Genomic DNA, 15,447 nt, shown 5'->3' with positions numbered 1-15,447 from the left:
TAATGTTTTTCCGCTTATTTTTAATTTTTGAATCGTTTATTTTTGGAATTTTTAAACCGCTAATTTCTAAACTATTGCCATCTAAATTACTGCCATCTAAATTACTTTTACTTAGTCTACTAGGTTTCAGTTTCGTTGCATGTTCTCCGCAAGCAATTGCAGCAAACCCTAAAATTTTGGTTTATGGAGATAGCTTATCAGCTGCATACGGCCTTGCACAACAACAAGGCTGGGTGAACCTATTACAAAAAAGACTAAACGAGCAGCATTATCATTATGACGTCATCAATGCCAGTGTAAGTGGTGAAACAACCAGCGGCGGTTTGACCAGACTCACAAGCACCCTCGCAAAAACAAAACCTGCCGTCATCATACTGGAACTTGGTGCCAATGACGGGCTACGCGGATTACCGCTAAAAGAAATGAACGCCAACCTAAGTGCAATGATCACCCAAAGCAAAAAAGCGAAAGTAAAAGTGCTGCTGGTCGGCATGAGAATACCGCCTAATTATGGCCCTAAATATACCGAAACATTCAGCCAGAGCTATCTACAACTAAGCCAGCAACATAAAGTAAAACTAGTACCATTTATGCTGGAAAACATCGCGGTTAAACCAGACTTAATTCAAAACGATGGCTTGCACCCTAATACACTAGGACAGCCAATGATATTGGATAACATTTGGCCGAAGTTAAAATTGATGCTTAAAAAATGATGGGGATTAAACTGTCAGCTCATGCCAAGTAACTTCTAAACCTTGCTCATGTTCAGCCGCCTGCAGTTCATGAGCAATGCCAATGACTGGCACTAAAGCTAATGTATCGTGCCAATAAATCAGCGGCATATGCTCACGTTGCCAAGGTGGAATATTGGCTTCTTGTAGCAGATGTTTCAGCGTGCGCGTGGGTCTCAAAACATCAGGCTTAAACCGCTCTCCGCCATCTCGATTGGTGATTCTTAATTTAGTCATCCCATGTTTAAGTGCTAACCCTGACCCAGTAACTTGCTGAAATTGCAGCTGGTCACCATTTGGCAACATTAAACTGGGTTCACCGTTCCAAACCATATCAAACGGTTTTGAAACTTGGTCGCGACATAAGTACGCGCGCTGTTGATAGCGTTTTAAGCTTAACTGTTGCAGCTGGATATTGAGATTTGCATCTGGCTTGGCGTTGAGTAACTGCTGGATGATTTCAGTTAAATGTTCAGACGTAGGCATTGCCAGCTGATTTTGTGAAAACCACCATCGCAGCAGGTTCTTGGCGCGGGGAACATCTAAAGCACTTAATCCTTGCAAACATAAACTATTATCATGTAATAAATGCTCGGCATCTACTTTTGCCAATGTATCAAGCAAATTATTCGCTTCAGCTAAGTGAGAAGCCGTTCTGGCAAGTACTGATTGAACTGCGGGATAACGAAGCTGAAAAATCGGCATCACTTCATGACGTACAAAATTACGTTCATATTGCGTATTGTCATTGCTCTCGTCATCGCACCACTGAATATTGTGCAGTTCAGCATATTCTTGCAGCGTTTTGCGCGAGACATCTAGCAAGGGGCGCATCAAACGTCTAGGCTCATCTATTGCAGCCATAGATGACAAACCCTTAACACCAGCCCCTCTGAATAATTGCAGTAGCAGCGTTTCGGCTTGGTCGTCTTGGTGGTGTGCGGTCACAATAAAATCTGGCACTGTTCCATTTGACTGAGTATTGAACAAAACCTGATAGCGCAACTGTCTTGCTGCGGCCTCAATTCCCAGTTTGGAATTTTTATCAACATTGACATGCGCAATTTGAATGGGCACATTGAGGGTCTGACATTGTTGCAAGCAAAACTCAGCCCATTTATCGGCATTGGCACTTAAACCGTGATGCACATGCATGGCATGTAATTCAAAGGGGATTGTTTGCTTAGCAAGCGCTAATAGATGTAGCAGCACAGTCGAATCCAAGCCGCCACTAAAAGCTAATAACAATTGAGTATTAGGCTTTAAGTGACTACTTAAAAAATGACTGAGCTGTAAAAGTAAAGGATGGGCTACAGGATTTGTAGCCTTCTTGCTATTTTTCAGCGACTTCTTTGAATTTGCCATAGCCCATTAAGCGCTCATAACGGCTAACCAGTAAAGATTTAATTGATTTAGGTTTTAACTTGGCGAGCTCTTCTTTTAATGCAACGCGTAAGGTTTCCATTACCACCTCTGGCGCGCGATGCGAGCCACCTAGCGGCTCGGCAATAATACGGTCTATCAAACCCATTGCTTTCAGTCTAGCAGCCGTAATTGCCAGTGATTCTGCAGCCACTGAGGCTTTATCAGCGCTCTTATACAGAATTGAAGCGCACCCTTCAGGTGAAATGACAGAGTATGTACCGTACTGCAACATTAACAATTGATCAACTACACCAAGCGCCAATGCTCCGCCTGAGCCACCCTCACCGATAATCACGCCGATGATAGGCGTTTCAAGCTCAGCCATCACGTATAAATTACGTGCAATCGCCTCTGATTGACCGCGCTCCTCAGCGCCAATGCCTGGATAGGCACCCGGGGTATCAATCAAGGTAATAATAGGGATATTAAATTTTTCTGCTAAACGGAATAAACGCAATGCTTTGCGATAACCTTCAGGTCGCGGCATTCCAAAGTTACGGTATTGACGTTCTTTGACATCGCGCCCTTTTTGATGGCCAATCACCATCACAGGCTGACCTTCAAACCGTGCTAGCCCGCCGACAATAGCAGGATCGTCAGCATACGCTCTGTCTCCATGCAACTCTTCAAAGTCAGTAAATAATCCTTGAATATAATCCAAGGTATACGGACGCTGCGGATGACGTGCCAATTGCGAAATTTGCCAGGCAGTTAAGTTGCCGTATATATCTTCAGATAGTTTTTTATTTTTCTTTTCTAAAGCAGTGAGTTCTTTAGAAATATCTAAAGCATCATTAGCGTCATGTGCAGCCTGCAAACCGTCAATTTGGTTTTCAAGTTCAGCAATGGGTTGCTCAAAATCTAGATAACTTATTTTCATATATTTGACTCAATAATCGTAACTTATTTCTTAAAGGCTACATTCTGTGATGCCTAATTATATAGGATTTTAACATTATCACGACTCAACCATTCAGTTAAACCTGCAATCAATTCTTCATGCAAGTCAACACGCCAGTCATTGCCTAACATCAATTCTACTTTACTGGTTTTATTATGATACTCAATTTTAACCGCACAGCCACGCAGTTCATCAGATGTGTTTTTACAGTAAGGTTTTAGTAAAGCTTTTAGTTTTACAGCATCCGCTTGACCATTACATGAAATTTTCAAAAAACTGGCTTTACTGTTTCTTAAGCTGGATAAGTCATAAATCTTTCTCGCATTCACCCTTACACCGCCAGAAAACTCGTCGTTACTTACACGGCCTTCAATGATAATCAATTGATCATCTTTTAACAAAGACTGTTGCTGATTCAGCAATTCACTGCCCACCACTACTTCAACACGGGTAGTACCATCATCCAAGCCAACTATCGCCATTTTTCCACGGCCCGTCATGCGTATTCGCACGCCAGAAACAATACCAGCTAATAATTGCGGCTGTTCTTTTGGTGATAAATTAGCCAGCGTGGTTGAAATAAATTGGCTGAGGTCTTTTTGATACGCCCAATATGGATGCCCACTAAAATAAAATCCTAGCGCTGCTTTTTCTTCTTGCAAGCGTTGTTGTTCAGACCAGTCTGGCACTGTTGGCAGTATATTCGCAGCTTTATCAGCGATTTCGCCAAACAAACTATTCTGATTACTATTGGCGCTATTTTGCTCAGCGGCGGCCATTGCCATTGCTACACCTGCTAACAAGGCATTACGACTTGGGTTTATATTGTCGGGTGATAGCTTGTCAAATGCGCCAGCACGAATTAAAGATTCCACTACACGACGATTTACTTTACGTAAATCCAAACGATTACAAAAGTCGAATAAATCTTTAAATGGACCATCTTGCCTGCGTGCCTGCAATATCACCTCAATCGCGGCTTGTCCTGTGCCTTTAACCGCACCTAGGCCATACAAAATTTGGGTTTTACTGACAGGTTTAAACTTATACTCGCTCTGATTGACATCCGGCGGCAGCACTTCAATCTGGTTAGGCGCACAATCATCATAAAAAATATGCACGCTGTCTGTGTTATTCATATCTGCAGACATGGTTGATGCGAGAAACGCTGCTGGATAATGCGCCTTTAAATAAGCAGTTTGGTAAGCCACCAAAGCATATGCCGCAGCGTGCGATTTATTAAAACCATAGCCAGCAAATTTTTCCAGCAAATCAAATAACTCGGTGGCCTGACGCTCCGTCATGTTATTTTTAACAGCACCCTCAGTGAAGGTTTTACGCTGCGCATCCATTTCCTCTTGCTTCTTTTTACCCATGGCACGACGTAGCAAATCCGCCCCACCCAAGCTATAGCCTGCCACGACCTGCGCAATCTGCATCACCTGCTCTTGGTAAACAGCAATACCATACGTTTCTTTTAAGATAGGTTCAGTCAGCGGATGCGGATATTCCACACGTTGTTTGCCATGTTTACGACGACAAAAATCTGGAATTAAATCCATTGGGCCAGGACGATACAATGCCACCAGCGCGATAATATCTTCAAAGCAGTCAGGCATCGCCTGTTTAAGCATGTCTTTCATGCCTTTGGACTCTAACTGAAATACGGCTGTGGTATTCGCGGTTTTAAGTAACTGGAACGTAGCCTTGTCATTCAGTGGTAATGTTTCAAAAGATAATGGCGCTAAACCCTCCGTTACGCACTGTTTATTCGCATTAACCAAGGCTAACTCTAAAATAGTCAGTGTACGCAACCCTAAAAAGTCAAACTTTACTAAACCTACCGCTTCAACATCGTCTTTATCATATTGGCTGACTAAACTTGCGCCGTCTGCCTGACAATAAACGGGTGAAAAATCAGAAATCTTGCCTGGTGAAATCAGTACGCCACCTGCATGCATCCCTACGTTACGCACTAAACCTTCCAGCCTCAAGGCAAGCTCCAGCAACTCGCGCAGCTCCTCTTCATTTTCCCTACGCTCTGCTAACTGCGGCTCTTTGACCAAGGCATCAGACAAAGTAATACCTAACTCCAGCGGAATCAACTTACTGATGCCATCCACAAAGTGAAACGGCAAATCCAAGACTCGGCCAACATCCCGAATCACAGCCTTAGCCGCCATAGTACCGAAAGTAGCGATTTGTGAAACGGCATCTAAACCATATTTCTGTTTCACATAATCAATGACACGATCTCGTCCTTCCTGACAAAAGTCGATATCAAAGTCAGGCATCGAAACGCGGTCTGGGTTTAGAAAGCGCTCAAAAAGCAAGTTATACTCTAGCGGGTCTAAATCGGTAATGCCTAAGCTGTAAGCCACCACAGAGCCAGCACCTGACCCACGCCCAGGCCCTACAGGCACGCCATTATGCTTAGCCCATTGAATAAAATCTGCCACAATTAAAAAGTAGCCAGCAAAACCCATTTGATTAATAACATCGGTTTCAAAATCTAAACGCGCGTCGTAATCAGGTTGTTTGGCTGCTCGAACTTGCTCATCTGGATAAAGCACCTCTAAACGTTCGACCAAACCTCTGCGTGCCTCTGCGATTAAATACTCATTTAAACTTTCATTATTAGGCGTAGGGAAATTGGGTAAGTAATTTTTGCCAAGTGTCAGTGTCAAGTTACAGCGTTTCGCAATCTCTACACTGTTGATGAGGGCTTCTGGCATATCTGCAAACAAAACACTCATTTCAACCTGTGTTTTAAAGTATTGCTCGGTTGTGAAATTTTTTGGGCGACGCGTATCGGCCAGCACATAACCTTCCGAAATACAGGTACGCGCTTCATGCGCCCTAAAATCATCAGGCGTAGTAAATTGTATAGGGTGCGTGGCTACAATCGGCAAATTCAGTGTATTCGCAATTGAACGTAAGTGTTGAATGTAGTCTTCCTGCTGAGACTTCTGTGCATTATTGTCTAATGTACTGGCAACACGCTGTACTTCTAAATAAAAACGATCTGGAAATAGGTTTTGCCAATCATCAGCCAACTTAAGCGCCAGCTTTTGATTATCTTGCGCACAAGCCTGACCAACATCTCCAGCCAAAGCACCAGAAAGCAAAATTAGACCTTCCGTGCCACATTCAGTAAACCATTCGCGTTTAAATTCAGCACGACCTCGATATTGGTTAGTTAAATATGCACGGCTCAGTAACTGGCATAACAACAAATAGCCCGCATGTGACTGGCATAACAGAAGTAAACGTGATGGCTGATCACGGTTAACAGTATTTTCTAACCATATATCACAACCTAAAACAGGCTTAATACCTTTACTACGAGCGGCTTTGTAAAACTTAATCGCACCAAATAGATTACTTAAATCAGTGAGTGCCAGCGCCGGCATTTTGTCGTTCAATGCATGCTTTACGTAGTCATCAATCCGCACTATGCCGTCCACAATGGAATACTCACTATGGCAACGCAAATGAACGAACGCAGGGGGGGTTAAATCGGTTTGGCTAGTTTGCAACATAAGGTAAATTTTACCTTATTGAAGAGACTTTAGAGAGCAAAAATTAGCTGGAATAATGACAAAAAGTGACTTATTGCAATACAATTACTGTTGACAAATGTATTCGTTGTTACTTCACAATACATCAGTAACTCGTAGTTGAATCTGAATTTTCATTTTATCCAGGCAAAAAATATACGAGCCAAATTAAGAAGAAACAGAAATTAAACGGTTTTATAACGACCATTCTGCAAGCTAGACTCTCGCCCGATATTTCCGTCAATCTGGAACTTTATAACATAAAGCCATCATCCTTTTTTCAAAAATGCTTCAAACTCTTCTAGAGGAACTGGCTTACTAAATAAATAACCCTGGCAGACTGCACATCCATGCTGTTGCAAGAAGGCGCGTTGCGCCTCCGTTTCCACTCCCTCTGCAATCACCTCCAAACCAAGATTATTACCCATACCAATAATAGTCTGTACGATTACTGCATCAGTATCTTTAATACCAATATTACGGATGAATGATTGATCAATTTTGAGTTGGTCAAGAGGCAGTTGAGTCAGGTAAGCCAATGATGAATGACCAGTGCCAAAATCATCTATAGAAAACCGTACACCAATTTCCCTGAGCGCCTGCATTTTCAGAATAGTATCAGCTATGTCATCAAGCACCAGACTTTCAGTTAGTTCTAGCTTGAGTCTATCGGGATTGATGGCACTACGGATCAGCGCCTGATGAACCAGTTGCACAAAGTCCGCTTGATAGAACTGTCGCGAGCTAACATTGACGGCAAGCTGTAGATTTTGAGTATGAACACTACCTTCCCATGCCTTGATTTGATCGCAGGCAGTTTCCAGCACCCATTGTCCAATGGGTAAAATCAAGCCAGTTTCCTCGGCTAATGGAATAAAGTCAAAAGGTGGCACTAATCCACGTTCTGGGTGCTGCCAGCGAAGCAATACTTCAGCACCGGTGATATGTCGGTTGTGATAGACCTGTGGCTGGTAGTAGAGCATAAACTGATTTTCTTTGAGGGCAATTCGTAAGTCTGCTTCCATGCCAACACGTGCAGTGATGCTTGATTGCATTTGCGGGTCGAAGAATCGCAGCGTATTACGACCAAACTTCTTGGCCTGATACATGGCAATATCAGCATGTTTCAGTAAATCATCCATAGATTCACTGTGGCTTCTGAAAAGGGCAATACCAATACTGGCGGTACTTTGGTATTCATGCGTGGCAAGCCGGTATGGTTTATTGAGGATAGCTAGAATTTTTTCGCCAATGGCCTCAGCCTGCGCTGCAGCTTCAATGTCTTGTTCACTCAAGTCTTCCAGCAGTACCACATACTCATCACCTCCCAAACGAGCAACAGTGTCGCCTTCACGCACGCAGCACTTAATTCTTTCTGCAACTTGTTGTAACAATGCGTCACCAATATCATGGCCGAGAGTATCATTAAGTGTTTTAAAATGATCAAGATCAAGAAACAATAACGCTCCATCTCTACCACTACGTGCACTGGAAGCTAGCGCTTGATTAAGCCGATCCACCAAAAGCCGCCGATTGGGTAGGTGAGTGAGAGAATCATAAAATGCCAAATGTTCAATTTCTTCTGCTGCCTGTTTGCGTTCTGTAATATCGGAGAACAGACATACGTAATTGTTAATAAGCCCTGTGTCATCTCGTACAGCAAAAATATCCAGCCAAACAGCATACTCCTCGCCATTACTGTGACGGTTCCATGTTTCTCCTCGCCATTCAGCCGCATGCTCCTGATCTTGTAGTCGTTTTACAAAGAACTTATTGTCACGCGCAGCAAAGCCTAAATGCTCAGGAGTATTTCCCAACACAGCTTCACGTGCATAGCCGGTAACCTTAGTGAATGCAGCATTAACTTCAACAATGTGCATTTTATTATCAGCAATAAAAATTCCGTCATGTGCATGATTAAACACGGTAGCTGAGAGACTCATTCGATCGGCGTTCTCACGTAGCATACTCAAAGTGTCACGCAGCTTTAGACGCATACGCAGCACGTTAGCCATCAATGTGTCAGGCTTGGCCTCAAGGCCATCATGATCTAAGTCGCCAGCAGCGATTCGTTGCACCACGTCAATCGCTAAGGCTGGGTCAGCACCAATCGGATTAAAGATTAAACGTTGCAACTGCCATAAAATGATAATGATGAGGAATGCACCAAGTAAGATACCAGCGCCTATCACGAACCAGGAGTTTGCTAATCCAACTGCACGAGCCTCGCTTAATGGATAAGCAACGATAACTATGAATCCCCAATTTGGAATATCTTCTCTAACAAACTTCCAACTCTTAGGCTGTTCAAGCAAAAGATTTTCTGCTTTGCTGTTTGGAACATGGGATGAAAGAAATCGGATTTTATTATGGCTATCCAACACCACTGCAAAGCCAGTTTTTAGTTGTCGAGTATTCATAACGGCTTCGCGCAGTACCTTCATATCAACTTTGTAGCCAACATAATAGGCACCGATAATGCTCCCAATATCATTGTAAATTGGGTCGTAACGAGTAATGTATGGTTCGTCGAGAATGTCCACGACACCACTGAAATTATGTCCCGCTTGTAACGCGTTAAAGGCCTTGCTGTTTGGATTCAGATTAGTTCCTGTGGCTCTCGATTCATTGCTACGTCGAACGTTGGTTGTGATACGCACAAAATCATCGTTCGACTTTACAAATATAGTTGCTGTGCCACCAACTAAACTTGAAAGATCATCTACATACTTGAATAGGTTAGTCAGTTCAAATTCTCCAAATTTCAGATTGGGAACTTCCCTGCCAAAAATGTTAATTTCACCGCTAATATTAGGCTCTCCCATCGCTATGCTGCGCTCTTTCATCAAGCGCATGGCAACATTAGTCTGCTCTGTCACTAACTCATCTGTGGCATTGAGCAAACGAACGAGAGTTCTTGCCTGCTCTTGAGCATCTATCTGAATGTTGTCCAATTGCTGCGAAGTTTGTTGTTGAATCAGAACAAAAGGAGCAGCAAGTAAAAGAATTAACACCGGCACCAAAAAACGCCAGATTGTAGAAGATTTATTTCTTGTTGGAATTATTAGATCAATTTTGGACAGCACCAAAATATGGTCGAGCATTTTCAACAGCCAATATCGGCACGTTTTAATTATTGCCTGTAGTTTTAGCATTCGACCATCAATGTAAGCTGAAAAATAACACCAAAATGCACATAGGGTTAAGCTAAAACCAATTGATTAAGTGCGTAACTTACAGTGTTTTGTTTAATGTGATTAGGCATGGTAAAAGAGAAGGTTAGAGTTACATGCAGTCTATATCGACCTGCATAAACTCATTTGCAACAAAAGAAATGCTTTTATGCGCCATTCCAAATGTTTATTGGTATCACTGACTTTAACAAATCCAGTGTAAATTTTGATAAAACTTCTATGGTATGTAACTTTGTACATGTCTATGCTTTAGAGTTTACTGAGTTTTTACATAAAATATGCAACGCGAGGCTAGACGACGAAAAGGAAAAAACACCCTCAAACAGACCGGCGTGAGTTTAACTAATCCTGGATTACAAAGATGGTGTGAATTTGCAAAAAACTGGCACGATGTGAATAGAGGGTGTAAATACTGTTAAACCTTCTTAAGTCGCATTCAGCTCATATAATAAAGTTAATATGAAATCTTATATGGCGTAAGTTAAGCGTATCTAGCAAATGCCAGATTAAGTACTATTGCAGCTTATCTTTTATATTTAATAATGCATTTACTTGCTCCAGCAGTTCATCATCTTGCACAGGTTTACCCAAGAAGGCATTCACCCCTAATTCTTTTGCCACATTACGGTGTTTTTCTGCAGTGCGTGAGCTAATGACTATCAATGGAATTTGAGAGGTTTTTTCGTTATCACGCACGTGCCGTGAAAATTCAAAGCCATCCATACGAGGCATTTCGATGTCTGTCAAAATAATATCCGGCGTGATTAGTTGAAGTTTCTGAACCGCATCCATACCATCATTAGCGGTAATGACTTCAAAGTCTTCACGCTCTAATACACGAGAAAGTACTTTACGCATAGTGAGTGAATCATCAACCACTAGTGCGAGTTTTTTTACTTGCTCAACGACTGGCGCAAATGTGCTTACTTTAATCGCACCTACAGAAAGCGCCTCGCGATTTGCCAACTGTACCGGGTTTATTACCAGCACAATAATACCGTCACCCAATACAGTGGCACCAATCATGCCTGGCACACGTGCTAATTGTGACCCAATTTGCTTCATCACAACCTCTTGGTTGCCAATAATCTCATCTACATGCAAGGCCGTACGATAAGTACCACTTCGCAACAGAATCACCGGCGTGTAGACATGTTGCTGGGCAACGTAATCCACATCACCAATTAACTTGGACAAAAAGTGTAATGGGTATTCACGTCCAGCCCAGCTAACCTTGTGGGCTTGATAAGCGCTAATCAAATCGCCTTGTTTAAGTTTTTGCACTTGCTCGACCATGACGGATGGAATGGCAAACAGTTTATTGCCCACGCGCGCCATTACCACTTGTGCAACAGAAAGCGTTACAGGAAGATAGACATTAAACATTGCCCCCAACCCTGTTACATTACTTACATCAATACGGCCACTTAAGGCAGCAATATCACTGCGCACTGCATCTAAGCCAACACCTCGACCCGCGATTTGAGATACCGCGTCTGCCGTTGAAAACCCTGGCTCAAATATCACGGCCATCAAAGCCTGGTCAGATAATTCCTGATCCGCAGTAAAGAACCCTTTTTCAATGGCCTTTTGTTTTACTTTATCAAGATTAATACCCGCACCATCATCAGTCACTATCAATGTAATTTCATCATTTTCCAAACTGACTTTTAGTGTAATTTGTCCGACTTCAGGTTTACCCAGCTTTTTACGCTCTTCGCTTGATTCTAGGCCGTGTGCAACTGCGTTACGTAACAGGTGTTCCAACGGAGCACCCATCTTATCCAGCACGCCACGATCAAGCTCAATATTTTCACCCTCAATCGTCATTTCAACGCGCTTGTTAAGTTCTCTAGCGGTTTGCCGCACGATACGTTGCAAACGCTCAGAAATCGTTGCAAAGGGCAACATACGAACGCCCATCAAACCTTGCTGCAACTCACGATTCATGCGGTTTTGTTGCTGTAAAGCAGCATCAGTTTGATCCAAATTGAGCAATAATCCATGCTGAATAGTTGAAACGTCGTTCACGCTCTCGGCCATCATACGGGTTAGCTCTTGCAGTCGTGTAAAACGGTCAAATTCTAATGGGTCAAATGTTTCATTCGCTTCTTGCAATAAACTCATGCGAGATTGCATTTGCGTTTCGGCTTCAATTTCAAGCTCACGCAAGTAACCGCGCATTCTACTAATGCTATCGGTTAGATCAGTGGAAGATTGTTTGAAGTTTTGCATTTCTCTGTCCATACGAGAACGCATGATTGAAACTTCACCAGCTTCATTAATCAACCTATCTAATACATCTGCACGCATCCGCAAGAACTGTGATTTACGTTCAACGGAACGCGTTGGTTTAATCACAGTGGCTGCGGCATCAACATCCTGAGCAGAGACATTTACTCCGCTGGTAATATCTTCCAGCATGTAACCAATGCGGTCGAACTCTGCGAACATTTCATCAAACTCGTCTGCAGTAGCTTTATGTCGCAACGCATGGATTACCCTATCCTCCATCTTGTGTACACTATCGCCAATATTTGCCTGCCCCGCCATACGAGCACTGCCTTTTAAGGTATGTAACGCGCGCTGGAGTGAATCTGGAAACTCAGCTTCATGAGGGTTTGCACGCCAACCACGTAAATCTCGACCCACTTGCGGTACTAACTCACGCGCTTCTTCAACAAACAAACCTAACAATTCCTGATCAACAGCCACATCTCTAAGCTGACTGGCGTGCAGAGCTTCAGCTATCAAATTTTCATTTGAAACGGGTTCAGTGACCTCTATAACTTCCGCAAAAGAATCTGTTTTAATTGAATCGGATTTAACAGTTTCAGTTTTTTGTTTTTTAGCTAGATCTTCTTCAGACTCTTCATTTTGTTCAAGCCCGAGTACTGCTGCTTCTGCTTGCTGTGTTGCTATCGCCTGCATCGCAGCGGTAGACTCACCTAAAGCAATAACAAGAGCACGCGTCGACTTTGGATTTTTAAGCGCTTTTGCTTTTTCTAAACCATCGGCAAGTGCCTTAACAACATTGCCATATAAAGCAACATGTTGCTCTATCCAAGCCCCGGCATGCTCATCAAGCCAATGCTCTAACGCACGCGCTAAATCACCGGTAGGTTTAAAACCTGCAGTAAGGGCATTGCTACCCAGTGTATGCGCTGCACGACAACTTGCATCTGAAGGCGGCTCGTTTGAATCTATTTGCAAAGATTTTTGTGCATCAATTAATACTGCCAAATGTTGCTGCGCTTCAGCCAAGAAAATATTAAAAAACGCTTTGCTTAGAGTACGCGTGCCACCAATCAGCACTTCTTCTTTCTGCGGTTTTGGCTTGGCAATCGCCAAATCATGCTCAAATGCTAACTCAAGTTCAGCCGCGCGTTTTTGGAATGGAGTTGGGTTTAACGTAACGCTTTGATTGGATTGTAATTCAGCTATCCAACCTGCAAATTCCGCGCTGACATTTTCAATAAAAGCCAGCTGTTCAGGAGTAGGGAAAACCTTACGTTCCATCACCAGGTTAAGCAGTTTCTCAACCGCCCAAGCTACATCGCTCAACCCTACCAGACCCACAGTTCGGCCACTGCCCTTTAGCGTATGATAAGCACGTCGAACTTCGATCAAAGCTTCACTATCCGTTGCATTGACACGTAACGCTTGAAGATGTTGCGCCAAGTTGGCTAATACTTCTTCGGCTTCGGTTAAGAATATATCTTGCAGCTCAGCGTCAACGGCTTTGTCTGTTACATTATCTATCGTTGTTTCAGTAGATTTATCAGTTGTAGAATCAATGGGCAGAGCTTCAAAATTTAGCGCAGTAGTCTCAACATCCATCTGATTCTGCATGCTATCAGCCGGAATTTCAGCATAATCTTCAGTTACAACTGTTACATCAAAAGCTTGGGCACCCTGTTGCAGACTTGCTAGTGCTTCAGATAATGCTTGTTCAGATTCAGCACGTACTTTAGGCAGCTCTTCCGCATACAGCCCCAACATACTCAAACTCTCAGCCAAAAGTTCGAATTGTGAATCTCTAGAGTCAGTATCTTCGCTAAATCTAAAATGGTTCACGTAGTCAGAACTGAGCTGTGCTATTAACTTTGGCGTTGGCATTTCCAGCATATCAAATGCTGCTACAACCTGTTGCAACGGCTTATTCGCGTCATCCAATACAGCAACATTTTCCGGATTTCTAAAAAATGAATCTAACGCCTTTTCAGCAAGCTGCAATGCACCGATAATTTGTTTAGCCACAGCCTCAATCACGTTAGCATCCAGACTTGCAGTTGCAAACTCGTCAACCGCTGGCATTAGTGTTTTACCTTCAATGATGGATTTCAGGCGCGCAGTTTGTGTGGTGATCTTTTGCTCTGCCTCAGCATCAAGCTGTTGATAATACTCACCAATGTATTCCAGCAAATTGAGTGATGCCGCAATTTCAATAAATGACGTTTCATTGATTTTGGTTTTGTCTGTTTTTAATGCCATCACTGTAGAATGAATAGCATTGATCAGTTTTAATACTTTTTGATTGCTAAGACTTAGCAACACCATAGCCAGATGATCGACTTTGTCAGCAAACGCTTCCAAGTCAACAAAGTAAGTACTTGTACTAATGGTCGCCCATAAATCTTTTAAGCCAGGCAAGTCGGCATTTAGTTGAGCTAATGCAGCACGCTCTGCCGATGTTGCTGCCACACCACCTGATTGATTAGCCGAAGGCAATAACTCATCTAACTCGAATATTTTTTTGACGTTAGCAATATCATCAGTTCTACTATCACTGATGGCCACATAATACAGAACGTTTCGTAGTAATTGCGAAGGTGCTTTTACTTCACCTAGCGACATTTTACGTAATTGTTGATCTAGTCTGCTGCACAATTTTTTTGCGCCAGAATCTTCAGCGATTTGATCTTGTGCTAATGCATCAGTAAAGGCTATTGCAGCCCACCAAAGCGTCTTCAAGGCATTTTTATATTGCACTTGTTGAACGTTAGTAATCGCCAAACGCATGTTATTTAGCGAGTCTGAATCTTTGGTACGCAGCCAATCCAACAATGCTTTTTGGAAAATAACACGCTGCTCAGCCACAAAAATAGGCACAGAAGACTCTGCGATAGGATTAGCAGGTAAATCCTTAGGTGCGCTATAGCTTGTATCTGGGTAAAATAAATCACTGATATCAATTGATTCACCCTGTAACTCAACTAACGGCTTTAAACTCTCATACAGCCTGGTCGGCGTATCTTGCATGCCATTTAATAAATCTTGCAAATATAAAGAAAGTGTATCAACCGCTTGTATTAAAGCCGCCAGTACTGACTGGCTGACAGCAATCTGCTGTTTTTCTAATTTAGCTGTGAGCTTCTCAATTTCCGAACAGTAACGTTTGCAGCCCTCAAGGCCCACCATATCTAAAGCGCCACTGACCTGATACAGATGCGCTGTAGTAAAACGCAAGCTCGCAACTTCGCCAGGTTTGTCAGATACGACAACAAAGCTATCCCGCGCCTTTTTAAGAGACTGATTAATCTCGTCTTTTACCCAAGATAATGGGCCAATATCAAATGCTTCAGCCATTTTCAGCCCTAATTTTATTATGCGACATTGTCATGGGGGTTATA

Annotated in this window: 6 protein-coding genes; 1 reads left to right on the top strand and 5 read right to left on the bottom strand. The window is 42.8% G+C overall.

Annotated elements, in window-relative coordinates; translation table 11 throughout:
- The first annotated feature begins 2 nt into the window (after nucleotides 1-2).
- Entirely contained in the window at nucleotides 3-716 is a 714-nt protein-coding gene (locus Q8J82_RS10410) for an arylesterase (protein WP_305328262.1), read from the top strand.
- A gap of 6 nt (nucleotides 717-722) precedes the next feature.
- Here the strand turns inward: Q8J82_RS10410 and tilS are convergent, their stop codons facing one another.
- The 5 genes from tilS to Q8J82_RS10385 form a co-directional block, all read right to left on the bottom strand.
- The gene (gene tilS, locus Q8J82_RS10405) at nucleotides 723-2,099 is read right to left on the bottom strand and encodes a tRNA lysidine(34) synthetase TilS (RefSeq protein ID WP_305328261.1); all 1,377 of its coding nucleotides are present in this window, start codon (nucleotides 2,097-2,099) and stop codon (nucleotides 723-725) included.
- A complete protein-coding gene (locus Q8J82_RS10400; protein ID WP_305328260.1) occupies nucleotides 2,068-3,039 on the bottom strand; it encodes an acetyl-CoA carboxylase carboxyltransferase subunit alpha in 972 nt (323 codons plus the stop codon). Before Q8J82_RS10400 ends, tilS begins: the two co-directional genes overlap by 32 nt.
- Nucleotides 3,040-3,092: 53 nt before the next feature.
- Nucleotides 3,093-6,602 carry a DNA polymerase III subunit alpha gene (gene dnaE, locus Q8J82_RS10395; protein ID WP_305328259.1) on the bottom strand — a complete coding sequence of 1,170 codons (3,510 nt, stop codon included), beginning with the start codon at nucleotides 6,600-6,602 and terminating at the stop codon, nucleotides 3,093-3,095.
- Between the two features lie 287 nt (nucleotides 6,603-6,889).
- Nucleotides 6,890-9,724 carry an EAL domain-containing protein gene (locus Q8J82_RS10390; RefSeq protein WP_305328258.1) on the bottom strand — a complete coding sequence of 945 codons (2,835 nt, stop codon included), beginning with the start codon at nucleotides 9,722-9,724 and terminating at the stop codon, nucleotides 6,890-6,892.
- A gap of 603 nt (nucleotides 9,725-10,327) precedes the next feature.
- Nucleotides 10,328-15,403, bottom strand: a complete 5,076-nt coding sequence (locus tag Q8J82_RS10385) for an Hpt domain-containing protein (protein WP_305328257.1) — start codon at nucleotides 15,401-15,403, stop codon at nucleotides 10,328-10,330.
- Between the last annotated feature and the right edge of the window lie 44 nt (nucleotides 15,404-15,447).

It is taken from the genome of Methylotenera sp., from assembly GCF_030684185.1.
Taxonomy (GTDB): Bacteria; Pseudomonadota; Gammaproteobacteria; order Burkholderiales; family Methylophilaceae; genus Methylotenera.
The sequence above is the reverse complement of the archived record's forward strand: the minus strand, read 5'-3'. Positions and strand labels throughout refer to the sequence as shown.